Source organism: Halomonas sp. DP8Y7-3, from assembly GCF_019801675.1.
Lineage (GTDB): Bacteria > Pseudomonadota > Gammaproteobacteria > Pseudomonadales > Halomonadaceae > Halomonas > Halomonas litopenaei_A.
Map to the genome: position 1 here is coordinate 522,854 of NZ_JAHVIO010000004.1, position 19,100 is coordinate 541,953.

17 protein-coding genes are annotated in these 19,100 nt (G+C 64.1%); 13 read left to right on the forward strand and 4 right to left on the reverse strand.

Features of this window, described 5'->3' with window-relative positions; translation table 11 throughout:
- Positions 1-131 precede the first annotated feature (131 nt).
- Both ubiH and KUV86_RS07550 read left to right on the forward strand, forming a co-directional pair.
- Positions 132-1,388, forward strand: coding sequence for a 2-octaprenyl-6-methoxyphenyl hydroxylase (gene ubiH, locus KUV86_RS07545; protein ID WP_222484486.1), 1,257 nt, complete (start codon positions 132-134; stop codon positions 1,386-1,388).
- 289 nt (positions 1,389-1,677) lie between these two features.
- Positions 1,678-2,865 carry a UbiH/UbiF/VisC/COQ6 family ubiquinone biosynthesis hydroxylase gene (locus KUV86_RS07550; protein WP_409996343.1) on the forward strand — a complete coding sequence of 396 codons (1,188 nt, stop codon included), beginning with the start codon at positions 1,678-1,680 and terminating at the stop codon, positions 2,863-2,865.
- 108 nt (positions 2,866-2,973) lie between these two features.
- Here the strand turns inward: KUV86_RS07550 and KUV86_RS07555 are convergent, their stop codons facing one another.
- The 3 genes from KUV86_RS07555 to gpmI all read right to left on the reverse strand — a co-directional run bounded on the left by KUV86_RS07555 (position 2,974) and on the right by gpmI (position 7,209).
- Complete coding sequence (locus tag KUV86_RS07555; protein WP_222484279.1) at positions 2,974-4,284, reverse strand: S41 family peptidase; 1,311 nt, start codon at positions 4,282-4,284, stop codon at positions 2,974-2,976.
- A gap of 70 nt (positions 4,285-4,354) precedes the next feature.
- Positions 4,355-5,581, reverse strand: a complete 1,227-nt coding sequence (locus tag KUV86_RS07560) for a murein hydrolase activator EnvC family protein (RefSeq protein ID WP_308126690.1) — start codon at positions 5,579-5,581, stop codon at positions 4,355-4,357.
- A 56-nt stretch (positions 5,582-5,637) separates the two neighbouring features.
- Complete coding sequence (gene gpmI / locus KUV86_RS07565; protein WP_206942131.1) at positions 5,638-7,209, reverse strand: 2,3-bisphosphoglycerate-independent phosphoglycerate mutase; 1,572 nt, start codon at positions 7,207-7,209, stop codon at positions 5,638-5,640.
- 436 nt (positions 7,210-7,645) lie between these two features.
- Here gpmI and KUV86_RS07570 point away from each other — a divergent pair, with 436 nt between their 5' ends.
- Genes KUV86_RS07570 through KUV86_RS07580 form a run of 3 tightly spaced genes read left to right on the forward strand, consistent with a single transcriptional unit; the run spans position 7,646 to position 9,386 of the window.
- Positions 7,646-8,068 carry a rhodanese-like domain-containing protein gene (locus KUV86_RS07570; RefSeq protein WP_206942132.1) on the forward strand — a complete coding sequence of 141 codons (423 nt, stop codon included), beginning with the start codon at positions 7,646-7,648 and terminating at the stop codon, positions 8,066-8,068.
- A 44-nt stretch (positions 8,069-8,112) separates the two neighbouring features.
- Positions 8,113-8,646 (forward strand): protein-export chaperone SecB, encoded by a 534-nt coding sequence (secB, locus tag KUV86_RS07575; protein WP_206942134.1) that lies wholly within the window; start codon positions 8,113-8,115, stop codon positions 8,644-8,646.
- Positions 8,646-9,386: a 16S rRNA (uracil(1498)-N(3))-methyltransferase gene (locus KUV86_RS07580; protein WP_222484281.1), complete on the forward strand. Its 741-nt coding sequence runs from the start codon at positions 8,646-8,648 to the stop codon at positions 9,384-9,386. Before secB ends, KUV86_RS07580 begins: the two co-directional genes overlap by 1 nt.
- A 93-nt stretch (positions 9,387-9,479) precedes the next feature.
- Here the strand turns inward: KUV86_RS07580 and KUV86_RS07585 are convergent, their stop codons facing one another.
- On the reverse strand, positions 9,480-10,214 hold the full coding sequence (locus KUV86_RS07585) for a FadR/GntR family transcriptional regulator (protein ID WP_222162249.1): 735 nt from the start codon (positions 10,212-10,214) through the stop codon (positions 9,480-9,482).
- Between the two features lie 431 nt (positions 10,215-10,645).
- On the opposite strand from KUV86_RS07585, the gene KUV86_RS07590 reads away from it, so the two are divergent.
- The 8 genes from KUV86_RS07590 to KUV86_RS07625 all read left to right on the forward strand — a co-directional run bounded on the left by KUV86_RS07590 (position 10,646) and on the right by KUV86_RS07625 (position 19,078).
- Positions 10,646-11,620 carry a TRAP transporter substrate-binding protein gene (locus KUV86_RS07590; protein WP_222162248.1) on the forward strand — a complete coding sequence of 325 codons (975 nt, stop codon included), beginning with the start codon at positions 10,646-10,648 and terminating at the stop codon, positions 11,618-11,620.
- A 108-nt stretch (positions 11,621-11,728) separates the two neighbouring features.
- Positions 11,729-12,283: a TRAP transporter small permease gene (locus KUV86_RS07595; RefSeq protein ID WP_222162247.1), complete on the forward strand. Its 555-nt coding sequence runs from the start codon at positions 11,729-11,731 to the stop codon at positions 12,281-12,283.
- Positions 12,280-13,563 (forward strand): TRAP transporter large permease, encoded by a 1,284-nt coding sequence (locus KUV86_RS07600; RefSeq protein WP_222162246.1) that lies wholly within the window; start codon positions 12,280-12,282, stop codon positions 13,561-13,563. Before KUV86_RS07595 ends, KUV86_RS07600 begins: the two co-directional genes overlap by 4 nt.
- A gap of 56 nt (positions 13,564-13,619) precedes the next feature.
- Positions 13,620-14,615, forward strand: coding sequence for a 4-hydroxythreonine-4-phosphate dehydrogenase PdxA (locus KUV86_RS07605; RefSeq protein WP_222484283.1), 996 nt, complete (start codon positions 13,620-13,622; stop codon positions 14,613-14,615).
- A gap of 176 nt (positions 14,616-14,791) precedes the next feature.
- Complete coding sequence (locus KUV86_RS07610) at positions 14,792-15,964, forward strand: L-rhamnonate dehydratase (RefSeq protein WP_222162244.1); 1,173 nt, start codon at positions 14,792-14,794, stop codon at positions 15,962-15,964.
- 7 nt (positions 15,965-15,971) lie between these two features.
- Positions 15,972-16,973, forward strand: a complete 1,002-nt coding sequence (gene araD1 / locus KUV86_RS07615) for an AraD1 family protein (protein WP_222484285.1) — start codon at positions 15,972-15,974, stop codon at positions 16,971-16,973.
- Between the two features lie 78 nt (positions 16,974-17,051).
- The gene (locus tag KUV86_RS07620) at positions 17,052-18,062 is read left to right on the forward strand and encodes a TRAP transporter substrate-binding protein (RefSeq protein WP_222484288.1); all 1,011 of its coding nucleotides are present in this window, start codon (positions 17,052-17,054) and stop codon (positions 18,060-18,062) included.
- A gap of 29 nt (positions 18,063-18,091) precedes the next feature.
- Positions 18,092-19,078, forward strand: coding sequence for an amidohydrolase family protein (locus KUV86_RS07625; protein ID WP_222484290.1), 987 nt, complete (start codon positions 18,092-18,094; stop codon positions 19,076-19,078).
- Positions 19,079-19,100: the final 22 nt, after the last annotated feature.

Genomic DNA, 19,100 nt, shown 5'->3' on the forward strand with positions numbered 1-19,100 from the left:
AATATTTACAGGATTACAGTATGACCGAAGGTCGTCCCCAGGATCAGGCGGCACCCCAGGCGGTAGCGGCTGCCGATGCGCAAGACAACGCCCAGGCTGGTGCGGATACCGGAGGTGATGCCCCCGGCCAAATGGCGAGCGCCAGTGCGCCTTTGGGGGTGGCACGCGAGGAGGTGTCGGCCGGCGTTGAGCAGGTGGATGTCGCGATTATTGGTGGCGGACTGGTCGGCGCCAGCCTGGGCGTCGCACTGTCGCGGTTGATCCACGATCGTGGCTTGCGGGTAGCCGTCATCGAAGCCTCGCCAATGTCCGCTGCGACGGCCCCAGCCAGTGACTGGCAGCCCAGCTTCGATGCCCGGGCAAGCGCTATCGCGGCAGGGACCGCGGCGCACTTCGAGACCTTGGGTGTGTGGTCGGCCATGGCCCCCCAGGCGAGCCCCATCTCATTGATTCATGTCAGTGAGAAAGGGCGATTGGGGGCGACACGGCTGCGTGCGCATGAAATGGGCGTCGATGCCTTGGGCTATGTGATCCCTAATGCGTGGATGGGGCAGGTGTTGCATCACCGCCTCGCCGAGCTGCCGTTGGACTGGCACTGTCCCGCAACGGTCGAGCACATCTCTGCCTGTGCTGCCGGACACCGACTGGTGCTGTCATCAGGTCGTACCTTGCAGGCAGGCCTTACGGTCATGGCTGACGGCGGTCGATCAGGCTTGAAAGAGGCGCTGGGCATCGAAAGTGATGCCACGCCCTACGAGCAGGTTGCGCTGATCGCCAATGTGGCGGTCTCCCGGCCCCATGGGGGCGTCGCCTATGAGCGCTTCACCCGCGAAGGGCCGATGGCGCTGCTGCCTTTGCCCGGGCAGTCGATGGAGCTGGTGTGGACCCATGCCAGGGAAAGCGAGCAGCGTCGTCTGGCGCTGTCTGACCGGGGTTTTCTCGACGAGTTGCAGCGGGCTTTCGGCGACCGCGCTGGTGCCTTCGTCAAGGTGGGCAAGCGACACGTCTACCCGCTGTCACTGGTGACCGCACGTGAGACGACTCGGCCTGGCCTGGCGGTGATGGGAAATGCCGCCCATGCCCTCCACCCGGTCGCGGGACAGGGCTTCAATCTCGCCCTGCGAGGCGTGATGGACCTGGTCGAGGCGATTGACCGAGGGCTGGAAGATGGCCATGCCCCGGGAAGCAGTGACACCTTGTCGGCATTCGAACGGAGGCGCCAGGCGGACCAGCGTAATGTGGTGCGCTTCAGTGACGGACTGATCCGACTGTTTGGCATCGACCAGCCGCTGCTGTCCCATGCTCGTGCAGCGGGCCTGATCGGGCTCAACCTGAGTGGCCCGCTGCGCGGGACCTTGACCAGGCGAGCGATGGGGATAGAGCGTTAGGGCATAACTGCCTGCGCCGATGATCCGCTGCGCTGCGGCTGCCTAGTGGCGTTCGGCTGATGTATTTGGCCTCCCTCACGGAAGCGCGGCATCTCCATCAGGAGGATGAGACAGCAAGGCGGCGAGCGAAGCCAGGGGCATGGCGGTACACTGTGCCTGCCAGCGCGATGGCGTCAGGCAATGGTTCAGCATTCGAGAACAGGCGGGGGCTAAGGTGAGCGAGCAAGATCAACACGCGGCCAGTGCGACGGCGCCAGAAGCCTATGATGTCGTGGTGTCGGGCATCGGCATGGTCGGTGCGGTTCTAGCCGTACTGCTGGGACGCGCCGGCTGGTCGGTGGCGATGGTCGACCCACGCCCTGGCCCTCTTGACCGGCAGAGGCTGCCGCTGGCGTCGCCTGCCCCTCGGGTAAGCGCCTTGACGCCTGTATCCCAGCGGCTGCTTCAGGGGATTGGTGCGTGGACGGACATTACATCACGGCGCGTAACGCCCTACACCGGCATGCAGGTGTGGGATGCCGAGGGCTCCGGCGAGATTCGTTTTCGCGCCGACCAGGCGGGGGTTTCGGTACTGGGCCACATCGTCGAGAACGACCTGGTGCTGGCTTCACTGGAAGCTTGCCTGGACGCGCTGCCGCAGATCAGGCGCTTTTATGGCCAGCGAATCGTCAGTCTGGCCGGTAGGGATGATATGCGTGAGGTGGGCCTGGAGGATGGCAGAACGCTGTCGGCGCCGCTAATGGTTGGGGCGGATGGGGCGCGATCACCACTACGCGAGTTGGCGGGGATTGAGGTCAGCCAACATGACACAGGGCATCAGGCAGTGGTCACCACCGTCAGGACCGAGCGTCAGCATGGCGCGGTAGCGCGCCAGGCGTTTCTGCCCAGCGGACCCTTGGCCTTTCTGCCGCTGACGGTCGACGGCGACAGCCACTATTGCTCGATCGTCTGGTCGACCTCTCCTGAGCATGCGCAGCAGCTGTGTGAGATGCCGTCCGAGGCGTTGGGACAGGCTATGGGGGCTGCCGTGGATCACTGCCTCGGCGCGGTCGAGGTCCTCGACCAGGCGATCCGTTTTCCGCTGAGCCAGCGTCACGCTGAGCGCTACCACCAGCCAGGCCTGGCGCTGGTCGGTGATGCTGCCCATAGCATTCACCCGTTGGCCGGTCAGGGGGTCAATCTGGGCTTTCTGGATGCGGCAGTGCTGGCCGAGGAATTGCTGGAGGGCCGGCGCCGAGGCGTGTCTCCGGGCAACATTCGCCTGCTGGCGCGCTACGAGCGCCGCAGGCGCGGTGACAACAGCATGATGCTGGTGATGATGGATGGCTTCAGACGGCTCTTCGGAAGCCGCCACCCCGGTATTACCCTGCTGCGCAACCTGGGCTTGTCTGGCGTCGATCGAGTGTCGCTGCTCAAGCGCCTGATCATGCAGCAGGCAACCGGGTCGCGCGGGCGCCTGCCGGCGTCGTGTCGCTGATGACAGTCCGCACCGGTCGGTAGGCGTTATTGACTAGGTGATGGCTCTGGTGAGGGCCCTGGTGATGGCCCAGGAGACGGTGGCCAGGATGACCTGGCCACCTGCGTCTTACTGAGGGGTGCGCTGGCTGATGACATTCAGCGCCTTGAGCAGGTTCAGGGCCTCGCCGAGCTGATAGTCTCCAGCCAGTCTGTCGCTCTGGTCGCTCCTGTCTCGCTGGCTATCCTCGCCTAGGTGCCCTTGCAGGTCGGCTTCACGAATCCTCAAGCCGCTGCTTTCCGCGACCTCGAGCCGGCCCCGCACGACTTCCACATCGGGCTCGATGCCCTGGGCCTGAATCGAGCGCCCGTTGGGGGTGTAGTAGAGCGCCGTGGTCAGCTTCAGCCCTTCTCCATTGCCGAGGGGCAGGATCTGCTGCACCGATCCCTTTCCGAAGCTCTCGGTGCCCATTACCACGCCGCGACGCTGGTCCTGCAGCGCGCCTGCCACGATCTCGGCGGCGGATGCGCTGCCACCGTTGATCAGGATGACCAGAGGCACGTCGGGCGCCACGGTGCGACGAGTGGCGGAGAAGCTCATGTCGCTGTCGGCCAAGCGCCCTTCGGTATAGACGATCAGGCCTCTGTCGAGGAAGGCGTCGGCCACGTCCACCGCTGATTGCAGAACGCCTCCAGGGTTATTGCGCAGGTCCAGCACGATACCCGACTGGGCGCCCTCGTCACGCAGCTCGGCCAGGGCATCTTCGACCTGCTCACCGGTGCGCGACTGGAACTGGCTGATGCGCAGATAGCCGTATCCGGGCTCCAGCACGTCGCTCTTCACGCTGTCGGTGCGGATGATCTCACGAGACAGGGTGACTTCCCTTGGGGCTCCTTCGCCGGCACCCACCACGGTGAGGCGGATGTCGGTACCTGGGTCGCCGCGCATCATGTCCACGGCTTCCTGCAGCGTCAGGCGGTCCGTCGGGGTGTCATCAATGCGCAGGATGGCATCGCGTGCCTCCAGGCCAGCCCGCTGGGCCGGCGTATCATCGATCGGTGTGATGACCGTGAGCTGGCCGTCGTCGAGCCCGACCTCGATGCCGATGCCGCCGAATTCGCCCTGGGTGGTCTCGCGCAGGTTGCGGAAGGCGTCCTCGTCCAGGTAACTGGAATGCGGGTCGAGCTCGGACAACATGCCGCGCATGGCATTCTTGAGCAGGGTGGCATCGTCGACTTCCTCGACATAGCCACGCTTGATCCGCTCGAAGACCTCCGAGAAGGCCTGTATTTCGTTGATCGGCAGCGCATCGTCGGCGCTGCTGGTCTGGGCCAGACTGGTGCCGGGCCAGGCCAGCAGGGCGGTGAGGCACCACGCCAGGCCGAGCCCGGTGACGGTCGCAGGGCGCGAGGGGCGATGTGCGGCTCGGTGTTGGAACATGCGGTCTCCGCTCGACGTAGGGGCAAGGTTCAAGCATAGCCCCAGGCAGGTGGTATGGAAATGGCAGGGATCAGCGCCGCGCGATCCAGCCGCTAGGGTCAATCGGGCTGCCGCGTCGGCGGACCTCGAAGTACAGTCCGGGGGCGTCCCGGCCGCCGCTGACGCCAACGCGGCCAAGCACCTGGCCGCGCTCGACCCTGCTGCCGACGCTCGTCTCGAACTGCTGCAGGTGGGCATAGAGCGTCATTACCTGATCGCCGTGATCGATGATCAACAGATTGCCAAAGCCGCGCATCCAGTCGGCAAACACCACGCGCCCGGCATGCACTGCCTCGACAGCGGTGCCCGAGGCTGCCTGGATCAGGATGCCATTGCGGTGGACGCCACGGGACTGGTGAAAACGGCTCAACATCATGCCCTGTACCGGCCATGGCAGATCGCCGCGAGTGCGCTCGATGGCGGTGGACGGGGGCGGTCGCTCCAGCCGGGTCATGGCCTCCTGTACGTCGCGCAGCACGCGTTCGGCGTGGGCCCTGTCCTGGTCGAGCGCTGCCAGGCGCGATGCTTCGGTGTCATAACGCTGGTCCAGCTCGTTCACCAGGGCCTGGCGTTCCTGGCTCTGGCGGGCCAGGGACTGGCTGCGGGCTTCAACGTCGGCCCTGAGCGCTGCAAGGCGCTGTGTGCGCTGCTCCAGCGCGTCCCGGTTCTCGTCCAGGCGTCGGTTGAGCTGTGCCAGCAGATCCAGTCGCTGGTTGCGTGCCTCGGCCAGATGGTTGAGGTAGGCCTGCAGGCGGTCGAGCCGGGCAGGGTCGTCCTGATTCAGCAGCAGCTTCAGCTGTGGTGTGGTTCCCATGCGATACAGCGCGTCCAATTGGCGAGCCAGGGCGGCCTGCTGCTGTTCGCGTTCCGCCTCCATCAACTCTCGGCGTCTTTCCAGCTCGGCCATTTCCTGGTCGATATCCCGGCGCTCGGCCTGCAGCTCATCCAGCTGTCGGTGGGTGTCGGCCAGGGCGGTTTCCACCTCACGCAGGTCAGCGCTGGCATCGTCGCGAGCGCTATCGGTGCTGGCCAGGCGCCGATTGGCCTCCTGAATGCGCTCACCGATGGCGTCCAGGGTGGCCTGGGCCTCGCGCTCATCGGGGCTGGCGAAGGCAGCGGGCAAGGAGGCCACCGTCATCCCGGTCAGTGGGGTAGGCAGACCGCCCAGCCACAGGGCGGCGGCAAGCAGAAACGTGCCGCAGCGGCCATGAGGCGTGCTTGCGAGGCCATGACGCCGCCTCGTGGGAGACGGCGTCATGGCTGAGCGTGCAAGGGCGGCGGGTCGGCCTTGACGAAAGGGTACGAAGAAGCGTCTCACGACAGTTCGATCAGCACCTCGCCGGTCATTTCCTCAGGCACGGTTTCGTTCATCATCGTCAGCAGCGTGGGAGCAAGATCGCACAGGCGCCCGCCATCCTTGAGCCGGGCCTCGCGGCTGCCGACATACACCAGTGGCACCGGGAAGGTGGTGTGGGCGGTCTGCGGGTTGCCTGTCTGCGGATGCACCATCTGTTCGGCGTTGCCGTGGTCGGCGGTGATCAGACAGGCACCCCCCGCTCTCTCGATCGCCTCGACCACACGGCCTACGCACTTGTCCACTGCCTCGATGGCGGCCTTGGCGGCGTTGAAGTCGCCGGTGTGGCCGACCATGTCGCCGTTGGCGTAGTTGCAGATGATCAGGTCATAGCTGCCGCCATCGATGGCCTCGACCAGGGTGTCGGTCAGCTCAAAGGCGCTCATCTCGGGCTTTTCGTCGTAGGTCTTGACGTCCTGGGGGGAAGGAATCAGGGCGCGCTTCTCACCTTCGAATTCCTGCTCGCGGCCGCCGGAGAAGAAAAACGTCACGTGCGCGTACTTTTCGGTCTCGGCGATACGCAGCTGGGTCTTGCCGCGACGCTCCATCACCTCACCCAGGGTGTTGGTCAGGTCTGCGGGCGGGAAGGCCGAGGGAGCGGGAATGTCTGCCGCGTACTGGGTCAGCATGACCAGACCATCGGCGGCCAGTGTCGGCCGTGCTTGACGGTTGAAGCCGTCGAAGTCCTCGAGCACAAAGGCGCGGGTGAGTTCGCGGGCGCGATCGGCGCGGAAATTGAGGAACAGCAGGGCGTCACCATCGTTGACGGTGACGGCCTCGCCGTTGGGCCGCACGCTGGTAGCGGCCACAAACTCGTCGGTTTCACCACGTTCGTAGGCGGCGGCGAGACCCGCTTCGGCACTTTCGGCCTGCTGCTCGCCGTGGCCTTCGGTAATCAGGCGGTAGGCCTTTTCCACTCGCTCCCAGCGGTTGTCACGGTCCATCGCGAAGTAGCGACCGATGATCGACGCCACATAGCCGTTATCTTTGCCCACCAGCTCAGCGAGCTTGGCGTTGGCGCGCTCGATCGACGCCTGGGCGCTCTTGGGCGCTGTGTCGCGGCCGTCCAGGAACCCGTGCAGGTAGATGCGGGTGGCGCCGCGGCGGGCGGCCATCTCGGCGATGGCCAGCAGGTGGTCCTCGTGGCTATGTACGCCACCAGGGGAAAGTAGCCCCAACAGATGGACGGCCTTGCCGGCACTGACGGCAGCGTCGATCGGTGCGGTCAGAACGACATTGTGGTCAATCTCACCGTCCTCGATGGCCTTGGTGATGCGGGTAAAGTCCTGATAGACGATACGCCCGGCACCCAGGTTCATATGGCCGACCTCTGAGTTACCCATCTGGCCGTCCGGCAGGCCCACATGGCGCCCATCGGTGTGGATCAGCGTGTGGGGACGCTCCTTCCACAGGCGGTCCATATGAGGAGTGTCGGCGGCGGCAACGGCATTGGACGCGGTATCTTCGTTGTGTCCGTAGCCGTCGAGAATGATCAGCGCCACCGGGCGCGGTGCGGTCGCAGTGTCCGTCATGAGGAATAGCCTCTAGCTCAAGGTGACCTCGCCCGGCATCCTTCTCTGTGGTCATCGCGGTGGATGACGGGGGATGTCCTGGGGTGTCGTGAATTAACGCTGGTGCCTGGCGTTGCGGGAAGCGTGCAGCATGGCATGCCAAACGTCGCTGACGGGCTTATGGCGTAGGCGAACGGGCTCGCGACACGAACTTCCTTGCGGCATCATATCGCACGCTGGCGTCAAGCGTCATTGCCCCGAGGGGGCACTGACCGCGAGGCATCAGCGCTGAGTCGTGTATACTGGCCGCCCCGCGGCGGTCAGGGGAGACGCAGGCGATGCTGGCGTGCTTCCCTGGCGGTGATCGAGCGCTTCGCAGGTGGTGTCTGACCCCGCGCCTTGATCCTGCGCCCCAGGCCTTCACCATCTTTGCATCCGACAAGAGTTAGCCGAGCCCATGATCGATCAGCTGTTCGAATTTGTGCAGAACCATCCGCTGCTGGTGGCGGCCTTCCTGGCCGTGCTGACGGCCTGGCTGCTGTATGAGCTGCGCAATGCCAATGCCGGTGGCGTCACGACCAGTGAGGCCACTCAGATGGTCAACCGCGAGGACGCCGTGATCCTCGACGTGCGCGACAAGAACGACTTCAAGGCAGGGCATATTGCCGGTGCGCGCAATATCCCCCAGAGCAACCTCGACAATCGCCTTAACGAGCTCGACAAGGTCAAGTCATCGCCCATCGTAGTGGTGTGCAAGCATGGCCAGAGCTCTGGCGCCGTAGCGGCCAAGCTGAAAAAAGCCGGTTTCGAGCGTGTGTTCAAGCTCAAGGGTGGCATGACCCAGTGGCAGACCGATAACCTGCCCATCGTCAAGAAATGATCGCCCGCACTGATTTCTGATTACCCGTTTCAAGGATTTTTACCATGGCAGATGACAACAACCAGAACGCCGGTGCCCAGGCCGCCGGTCAGCAGGATCAGGAAAAGCCGCAGGTGCAGTTTTCTCTGCAGCGCATCTACGTGAAGGACATCTCCTTCGAAGCGCCCAACTCCCCAGGCGTCTTTGGCCAGCCGTTCAAGCCGAAGGTCGGACTTGACCTGGATACGCGCAGCGCCAAGGTCAGCGAGGGTCTGTACGAGGTGGTGATCAAGGTGACCGCCCAGGTGACCCATAGCGAGAGCGGCACCACCTGCTTCCTCGCCGAGATCGAGCAGGCTGGCCTGTTCCGCATCACGGGTATCGAAGGCGACCAGCTGGACCACACCCTGGGTGCTTTCTGCCCCAATGTGCTGTTCCCGTATGCTCGCGAGTGTGTTGACAGCCTGGTCAACCGCGGTGGTTTCCCGCCGCTGATGCTGGCGCCGGTCAACTTCGAAGCACTGTACGCCCAGAAGAAGCGTCGCGAAGCCGAGCAGCAAGGTGCGGCTCAGGGCGAACAGGCGCCGACCGCTCACTGATGAGCGATATCGCCTTCCGGGGCCCCCGCATTCACGTCGCCGCCGCGCTTGTCGCTGGCGGCGACGTCGTTCTGCCCGAAGGAGCCGCGCGACATGTGGGGCGCGTACTGCGGCTCAAGCCAGGCGATTCGCTGGTACTGTTCGATGGCCAAGGCCAGGAGGCTTGCGCCAGCATCGCTGAGGCCGACCGAAAGAAAGTAAGCGTTCACATACGTGAGGTAAGAGACGGTAGCGGCGAGTCGCCCCTGTCGGTTCACCTTGGCCAGGCGATCTCCAAGGGGGATCGGATGGACTATGCCATCCAGAAGGCGGTCGAGCTTGGAGCAGCGGCGATCACGCCGTTGTACACCGAGCACGGTGATGTGCGTCTGAAGGGGGAGCGCGAGGCCAAGAAGCTGGCGCATTGGCAAGCCGTGGCGGTCAGTGCCTGTGAGCAGTGCGGGCGGGCCACGGTGCCCCCGGTACATGAGCCTCAGACACTGGAGCACTGGCTTGGCCAGCGCGATGAGCCGCTGAAACTGGTGCTGCACCCCGGTACGCCTGGGGTCCTCGATCGCGTTGACGCCGTCGACCGCGCCTGTGTGCTGATCGGCCCGGAAGGCGGCCTGTCCCTCGCCGAGGTTGAGGCGGCGAGCGCCAAGGGGTTCGCTGCCCTCACGCTGGGACCACGCATCCTGCGCACCGAAACCGCCCCAGTGGTGGCATTGACCCTGCTTCAATCGAGGTTTGGGGATATGTGAGCGCTTGCTGACTTTTCAGCTTGACGCTTGTCGGCAAGCCCGGCCAATGCGCCGGGCTTGCTCGTTGTGGGCCTGTACCGTGTTGGAGGCCGCTTACGCCTCCTGCCCCAGCTTGGCCCGGGTGGTGCGGTAGACGCTGTCCAGGTGGGCCAGCATGGCGCGCTCGGCGGCGTCGGGGTCGCGACGCTTCAAGGCGTCGAGTATGTGGCAGTGTTCCCGGTAGCTGCGTTCGATGGCGCCGGGTTCGATCATCACCTGGCGACGCACATTGAGGCCGTAGGCGTAGAGTTCCTCGCTGTAGCCGGCGAGGATCTCGTTGCGGGCGTACTCCGAGATCAGTTTGTGAAAGTTCTGGTCCGATAGCTGGAAAGGCACCGGTGAATCGAACATGTCGGCCTGGGCGTGCAGCAGGCGCTCAAGGCGCATGAGGCCATCGTCGTCGATATTCATGGCGGCCTTGCGGGCAATCGCTGCCTCCACCACGATACGGCTTTCAAATACGCTGTCGACGTCATGACGGTTGACGGCATGCCCTTCATCGAACCCGTGCTGGCGCCGATAGGCCTCCAGGTCCCGGTCGGTGGCACACACTCGCGTCTTGGCGCCGTGGGAGACGCTGATCAGGCCATAGCCGCTGACCAGCGACATGGCGCCGCGCACGGTTTCACGGCTGACCCCGAACAGCTGCGCCAGGTCTCGCTCACTTGGCATCACATCGCCGTCTCGCAGCAGGCCGTCCAAGATCATGCCCACCAGCTTGTCCGCCAGGATGTCTTTTTTTGTCTTGTTCTTCAGGGTCTTCTCGAAGGCAAAGGCCGAGCTTTCCATGGCGTGGTCCCTCTCATGCGTCGACGTCGTCCGGCAACCTCCGGCGCGGTATCCGCCGTCGGCTCTGTCGTTCGTTTCGGTAGTGGATGATGCCGCGATGGCATTGGCTGTCGTCGGGCTGGCGCGGGCCTCGCGCTTTCCACGGCTTTCTGGTCTGCATGTTAGACCAGATCAATCTCGACGGAAACGTATCTCTTGTTCGTTGCGACTATCTGCTAGACAAAGGTCTAGTTTTACGCCAAAGCAGTTGACTGGTCTGGAACGTCACGCCTAGATTTCGTTTCAACTGGTCTGGTAATCCAACCACTAGACCAGATGGCAGCGGAGCCTCGCCATGGCGGGGGCCAGCAGGCGACTCCAGCGGCCATGACCGGCACTCCCAATAACAATCATATCGACATAACAACGATACCAACGCTCAGGAGCATCCCATGAACAAGTGCACGCTCGCTCTCTCCGCTCTGACGCTGGCCCTGGCGTCCACCGTTGCCCAGGCTGACAAGATCGTCTTCGCCATCGGTGGCGCGCCCGGCAGCTTGCAAGGCCAGACCTCCCAGTACTTCGCCGACGCGCTGCAGGAGCGCCTGGGCGACGCCCACCAGGTGGAGTACTACCACAGTGGTCAGATCGGCGATGAACGCCAACTGATCCAGAAGCTGCGTCTTGGTACCGTCGACCTGGCCGCCATCTCATCGATCATGTCGTCGGTGGCGCCGAGCTTCGCGCTGTTCGATCTGCCGTTTCTGGTCAAGGATCGCCAGCACCTGGTGGCCGTGGATCAAGACATCGTCATGACCGACCTGGCCGAGGATGCTCGTGAGCAGGGGCTTGAGATCGTGTCGACCTGGGAGAACGGGTTTCGCCAGATCACCAACAATGAGCGTCCGGTCAATGTGCCGGAGGACCTGGATGGTCTGAAGCTGCGTACCCCCCAGAGCGAGTGGCGTACACGCATGTTCGAGACCTGGGGGGCCAATCCCACGCCGATGGCCTTCTCCGAGGTATTCGTGGCGCTGCAGACCGGCGTCGTCGATGGTCAGGAGAACCCGCTGTCCAATATCGACGGCGCCAAGTTCCAGGAAGTACAGGACTATCTGTCGCTGTCCAACCACGTCTATTCGCCGATCTGGCTGACCGCCGGCAAGGGCGGCTGGGAAAAACTGCCGGAGGACGTGCGCAGCGCCATCCAGGAGGTGGCCGTGGAAACCCAGGGGTGGGCGCTGGCCAAGGGTGAAGCGCTGGACGGCGAGCTGGTGTCGGTGCTGGAGGAGGCCGGCATGCAGGTCAACATGGTCGACCGCGGCGCTTTCGTGGAAGCCAGTACACCGGTCTATGAAGCCTTTGCCAGTCAGGTGGACGGCGGCCAGGCGCTGATCGATCGGGCGCTGGGCCTGGCCGGCGAATAACCGGCCGGGTGCCACCAGGGACGTCGCCATGGCATCCCTGGTGGCTACTGTCCTTTCTCTGTTGTTGCTATACCCGCTGCCCATCTATCCCTGCTGGAGATCGAGACCATGACGCCGCTCGACACGGCACGCCTGTGGCTGGAACGCCTGCTGGAGTGCTTCACCGTCACCTTGCTGCTGACACTGACGACCATCGTGCTGGTCGCCGTGGCACTGCGTACCTTTGGCGGCAATCTGCCCTGGTACGACGAGGTGGCCTCCATCAACCTGGCCTGGTTGAGCTTCTACGGCGCCTGTCTGGCCGCGCTCAAGCGTGCCCACATGGGCTTTCCCGGTCTCGTCGCCAAGGCCAGCCCTGGCCTTCGCAGCAGTCTGTTTGTGCTTTCCGAGATCATCGTTGTCGGCTTCTTTCTGGCGGTGGGCTACTACGGCTACCTGGTGCTGCCGATCCTGGCCTGGGACAGCCTGGTGGCGCTGCCGTCGATCGGGCTGGATGTGACTCAGTCGGTGATTCCGATTAGCGCTGTGCTGTTCATCCTGTGTGAACTGCTGAGCCTACCGGTGGCGTGGAACAAGGTACGTGCCGGTATCGACAGCGAAGAGGAAGCCATCGAAGAGGCGATCCGCATCGCCGAGCAAGACTTGAAGGAGCACCGCTCATGACGCTTTTGATCGTGATCGCCGCGCTGTTCGCGCTGGTACTGATCAATGTGCCCATCGCGGTGGCCATCGGCACCGTGGGCGTGGTCGGGGTGGCCGTCTTCATGGGCGTCGATTCCCTGGTCAATGTGCCATTGACGCTGTTCAACGGCGCCACCAAGTTTCCGCTGATCGCCATTCCGCTGTTCATCTTTGCCGGCGCCCTGATGAATACCTCCGGCATCTCGCTGCGCCTGATCAACCTGGTCTCCGCCATGGTCGGCTTCGTCCGTGGCGGCCTGGCCATGGTCAACGTCGGGGTGTCGATGTTCTTCGCCGAAATCTCGGGGTCCGCCGTGGCTGACGTGGCGGCCACCGGTTCGGTATTGATTCCCGAGATGAAGCGGCGCAAGTACAACGCCAACTTCTCTGCGGCCATCACCTCATCCTCGGCGTCGCTGGCGATCATCATTCCGCCGTCGCTGTCGATGATCCTGTACGGCGCCATCGCCGACACCTCCATCGTCAAGCTGTTCGTGGCCGGCATCATTCCCGGCATCCTGGGCGGCGTCGGCCTGGCCATGGCCTGCTACTACTACGCGGTGAAGTACGACCTGCCCCGCGAAGAGGCCTTTTCGCTGTCGCGCCTGGGCAAGGCGTTCAAGGAAGCCTTCTGGGCGCTGACCCTGCCGGTGATCATCCTCGGCGGCATCTTCGGCGGCTTTGTCACCGCCACCGAGGGAGCAGGTATCGCGGTGCTGGCCGCGCTGGTCATCGGCGGCCTGGTCTACCGCGAGCTCAATCTCAAGATTCTCTACCGCGCGGTGATCGAAGGCGTGATCCAGACCGCGGTGGTGATGCTGCTGGTGGCGACCTCCGCGGTGCTGGGGCTGTTTCTCACTGAAATGCAGCTGCCCCAGGAGCTGGCGCGCCAGATTACCGCCATCACCAGCGACCCGGTGGCGGTACTGGCGTTGCTCAACATCCTGCTGCTGCTGCTCGGCATGTTCCTGCACGGGGCCGCCGCGATCATTCTGGTGGTGCCCATCGTGATGCCGCTGGTCCAGCAGATCGGCATCGACCCGATTCACTTCGGCCTGATCCTGACGCTCAACCTGGCCATCGGCCAGCAGACGCCGCCGGTGGCCTCGGTGCTGGCGACCTCCTGCTCGATCGCCAAGACCGACATGTGGGAGGTGACCAAGGTCAACCTGCCGATGATCTTCGTGCTGTTCGTGGTGCTGATGCTGGTCACCTACGTGCCGGCGATCCCCATGAGCCTGGTCCATGCCTTCTACGGCTGACGCTTTCGAACTTCCGCCTTACTGGCGCTACAGACAATCGAACAAGGAATAACGACATGACCCAGAAGACTCCCCTGATCGCGCTGACCCTCGGTGACCCTGGCGGTATCGGCCCGGAACTGGTGGCCAAGCTGTTGGCCGAGGGCGAGGCCACCCAGGGCTGCCATACCGTGCTGATTGGCGACCGCTGGCTATGGCAGGAAGGCCAGCGCGTGGCTGGGGTGAACCTCGAACTGCCCGAGGTGGAGAGCTTTAAGGAGGCCCGCGATCACAGTGGTCCGGTATTTCTCGAGATGGACACGGTGTCGCCTGAGCAGACCGCCTACGCCGAGGCCAACGCCGCGGGTGGCGCCTCGGTGCTGGCGGTGCTGAGCCGCTGCATCGAGGCCCACAAGGCCGGCGAGGTCGACGGTATCTGCTTTGCGCCGCTCAACAAGTACGCCATGAAGCTCGGTGGGCTGGGCCACGAGGACGAGCTGCACTGGTTCGTCGAGAAGCTGGGGGTGACCACCTTCTTCAGTGAGTTCAATACCCTGGGAACGCTTTGGACCTCGCGTATCTCGTCCCATGTGCCGCTCAAGGACGCCCACACCTACATCACCGAAGAACGCATCGTCGCAGCGGCCACCCTGATCCACGACACCCTGAAAAAGGCCGGCTTCGACGCGCCCAGGGTCGCGGTGGCGGGCTTCAATCCCCACGCCGGCGAGGGTGGCACCTGTGGCCGCGAAGAGATCGACATCATCGCCCCGGCGGTGGAGGCATGCGTCGCCAAGGGCTACCCCATCGTGGGGCCTTTCCCTGCTGACACGGTGTTTCTCAAGGCCCGTGATGGCGAGCTGGACGCGGTAGTCACCATGTACCACGACCAGGGCCAGATCGCGATCAAGATGCTGGGCTTCGATCGTGGCGTGACCATTCTCGGTGGCCTGCCGGTGCCGGTAGGGTCGCCGGCCCATGGCACCGCCTTCGATATCGCGGGCCAGGGCAAGGCCAACCTGACCCCGACTCGTAACGCCTTCAACCTGGTCAAGGCCATGTGCCTCAACTGATCGACGGCTTCTCTATTTACCAGCCCTTTTAACCAGCCCTTTTAACCAGCCCTATGAACCAGCCCTTTTAACCAGCCCCGGCCATCGGCCTTGGCGGCAACTCTTGCCGATAGCGGTGATGGCGATACGAGCATCGGCAGCTTGGGCGGCATGACAAGAATGCGACAGGAACCGACATGAAGATCACAAACGTACGTACCCGAGTCTTTGAGTGGAACGGTCATACGGTAGCGCCCCAGGCGCACTTCTGCTCCAACGCCATGGACGAGCTGTGGGACAAGGGCGACTCCATGGGGACCTTCCGTTTCCACGGCTGGACCACGGTAGAGGTCGAGACCGACGCTGGCCTCGTTGGCCTCGGCAATGTGGCCCTGGCACCGCGCATCGCCAAGGCGATCATCGATCAATATCTGGCGCCGCTGGTGATTGGCCAAGACCCCTTCGACTACGAGTACCTGTGGCAGCGCATGTATCGCTCGACCCATGCCTGGGGTCGTCGTGGTATCGGTATGGCGGCGATTTCCGGCGTCGATATCGCCATCTGGGACCTGATGGGCAAGGCGGTCGGCAAGCCGGTGTTCAAGCTGCTCGGCGGACGCACCAAGGAGAAGATTCCCTGCTACGCCTCCAAGCTCTATCGCACCGACCTCAATGAGATGCAGCGTGAGGCCCAGTCCTATCTGGACCAGGGCTTCAAGGCCATGAAGATGCGCTTTGGCTATGGCCCGAAGGACGGCCCGGAAGGGGTACGCGAAAACCTCAAGAGCGTCGCTGCGGTGCGCGAGGTCATCGGCGACGACATCGACCTGATGCTCGAGTGCTATATGGGCTGGAACCTGGAATATGCCAAGCGCATCCTGCCGAAGCTCGAGCGCTTCGAGCCGCGCTGGCTCGAGGAACCGGTGCTGGCAGATGACATCGATGGCTACGCCGAACTCAATGCATTGACCAGCATTCCGATCTCCGGTGGCGAACATGAGTTCAACCACTATGGTTTCCGCCAGCTGCTGGAGAAGCGCGCCGTATCAGTGGTGCAGTACGACACCAACCGGGTCGGTGGTATCACCGCCGCGCGCAAGATCAACGCCATCGCCGAGTCGTTCAGCGTGCCGGTCATCCCCCATGCCGGCCAGATGCACAACTACCATCTGACCATGTCGACATTGGCGTCTCCGATGTCAGAGTTCTTCCCGGTGCATGACGTCGAAATCGGCAATGAACTGTTCTATTACCTGTTCAAGGGTGACCCCGAACCGGTCAATGGCTTCCTCGATCTGGATGACGACCTGCCTGGTCTGGGGCTCGAGCTCAACGAACAGTACTTCGACCAGTTCACCATCATCGAGTGAGACGACCATGCGTGTGATCCAGTATGAAGAGCAGGGTCGCCTGCGCGCTGCGCTGGTCGATAGCCCTGAGCGGGTCACCCCCATCGATATCGATGGGGGGGTCTATGCCCTGGCCTTGCAGGCCATCGACACGGGGACGTCTCTCGCCAGCGTGATCGAGGCACGCCTGGAGACGGGCAGCGTCGACTACCAGGCACTGGTCGACGAAGGACGCTTGCGGCCGCCGCTGACCCATCCGGACCCGGCCCACTGTCTGGTGACCGGTACCGGCCTGACCCACCTGGGCAGCGCCGATACCCGCAGCGCCATGCATGCCAAGATCGAGGGTGCCAGCGAAGCCGAGCTGACCGATTCCATGCGCATGTTCCAGATGGGGGTCGAAGGCGGCAAGCCTGGCCCGGGTGAGAGCGGCGCCCAGCCCGAGTGGTTCTACAAGGGGGACGGACGCTGGGTGGTGGCCCCAGAGGCTACGCTGACGTCACCGGCCTTTGCCGAGGATGCCGGTGAGGAGCCGGAGCTGGTCGGGCTGTACGTCAATGGGTCCGACGGGCGCCCCTACCGGGTCGGCTTCGCCATCGGCAACGAGTTCTCCGACCATGTCACCGAGCGCCACAACTACCTGTGGCTGGCCCATTCCAAGCTGCGTCAGTGCAGCTTCGGGCCGGAGCTGCATATCGGTGAGCTGCCCGAGCATCTGGAAGGGGTGAGCCGTATCACCCGTGCCGGCGAGGTGCGCTGGGAGAAGTCGTTTCTCACCGGCGAGGCCAATATGTCCCACAGCATCGCCAACCTGGAGCGCCACCACTTCAAGTACGCAGGCTTTCGCGCCCCTGGGGATGTGCACGTGCATTTCTTCGGTACCGCCACCCTGAGCTTCGCCGACGGCATCCAGGTGGCACCGGGGGATCGTTACGAGATCGAGTTGCCGGCCTTTGGCCGTCCATTACGTAATCTGCTGGCTCAGGAGGAGGCAGCCCCCGAGGCCGAGACCCGGCCCACTGCACTGTAAACGCCGAAGCGCTTAGCGCAGATCACCGCCGCGCCTGGATGACGTGGCGGTGTCTATCACCTCCTCGAGGATACGATAATGATAACGTCCCTGAACGCCTTTGCTCCGACCCTTCGTTCTACCGCGCTCGCTGCCCTGGCCGGAGGTTGTGTCCTTGGCGCGGCCTCGGTGTCTGCCGCGACGCTGACTTTCGCCCACACCCACCCGGTGCAGGATGCCCAGCACAAGGCCGCCGAGCGCTTCGCCGAACTGGTCAAGGAGGGCAGCGATGGCGAGCTGGAAGTGCGTGTCTTCCCCAGTGGCCAGTTGGGCAGCGACACCGCCCTGGTCAGTGGGGTACGCAGCGGCAGCGTCGATATCGCACTGACCGGCAATCCCTACTACACCGGCCTGGTGGGCGAACTCAACGTGCTCGACCTGCCGTTCCTGTTTGACGACTACGACCACGCTTACCGGGTGCTGGACGGCGACGTCGGTCAGTCGCTGCTGGACAAACTCGGCGAGCACGACATGACCGGGCTGGCGTTCTGGGAGATCGGCTTTCGCAACCTGACCAACTCCCGCCGGGCGGTGGAAACCGCCGCCGACATCGAGGGGCTGAAGCTGCGCACCACGCCGAATCCGGCCCATATCGCGGCCTTCCAGGCGCTCGGGGCCAACCCTACGCCGATGCCTTTCACTGAGCTGTTCACGTCGTTGGAGACCCGCACCGTGGACGGTCAGGAGAACCCGGTCAGCCTGATCCGCTCGGCCAACTTCTACGAGGTGCAGGACCACCTGTCGCTGACGGCCCACGCCTACACCGCAGCCCCGCTGGTGATGAACAAGGCCAAGTTCGAAGGACTGCCCGAGGACCAGCGTCGTCTGTTGGTGGAGGCCGCCCGGGAAGCCGCCAGTTACGAGCGTGCCCTGTTGGCGGATGGCATGGCCGACGACCTGGCCTTCCTCAAGGAGCAGGGCATGCAGGTGGTCGAATCCCCGGATCGAGATTCCATGCGCGAGGCGGTGGCGGATTCGGTGCGCTCGACCTTCGCCGACGAGTACGGCAGCGAACTGATCGATGCCATCGTCGCCGCCAAGGCCGAGTAGCCCAGGGCGCCCCAGCAGGAGGAGTGGTCATGCAGCTTGACGTAGCGCGCCGGCGCTTTCTGGAAAGCGGTGAGGATCGCGATCTGCCGATCGTCGATGCGCACCTGCATTTCTGGGACCCGACCCAAAATTACCATCCCTGGCTGTGTGACGAGCCGCTGATCCCGTTTCGCTACGGCGATTACCGGGCCATTCGGTGTCCCTTTCTGCCACAGGAGTACCGGCGCCTGGCCGGCGTTCACCGAGTGCTGGGGTGCGTCTACATGGAGGCCGAGTGGGCGCCGGACCAGGCCGTGGGTGAGGCGGCCTGGATCCAGCGCCTGCATCAGGCGACAGGCTGGCCCAATGCCATGCTGGCCCAAGCCTGGCTGGACCGTGACGATATCGAGGAGCAGCTGGCGGCGCTGTCCGACTATCCGCTGGTCAAGGGGGTGCGCCACAAGCCGACCAGCATGCGACGGCAAGACTATCGGCCGGGTCATGGCCTGGCCGGTTCGCTGGAATGCTCGCGCTATCAGACCGGCGTGGCGGCCCTGGCGCGGCGGGGCTGGATCTTCGAGCTGCAGGTGCCTTGGTGGCATTTGGGCGAGCTTGTGACACTGCTCGAGCGCCACCCCGACATGCCGGTGGTGATCAACCATGCCGGTGTTCCGGGAGATCGCGATCCCGCAACTCTGGCAGGCTGGCGCGCCGCCATGCACAAGGTCGCCGTCTATCCCCAGGTCATGCTCAAGCTCTCGGGCATTGGCCTTGCGGACCAGCCCTGGCGGCTCGCCGACAATCGTGAACTGCTGCATACCGCCATCGAGCTGTTCGGCCCCGAGCGCTGCATGTTCGCCAGCAACTTCCCGGTGGACAGCCTCGTTGTCGATCTCGCCGAGCTGTTCGACGCCTTCAAGGCGGTGAGTGCGGGCTATACCCGTGAGCAGCGTCTGGCGATGTTCTGCGATAACGCCGTGCGCTGCTATGGCCTGGACGACTCCCGCCTGGCGCTCATCTCTGACGATCACCCCTGACGATCACCCCTGACGACTACAC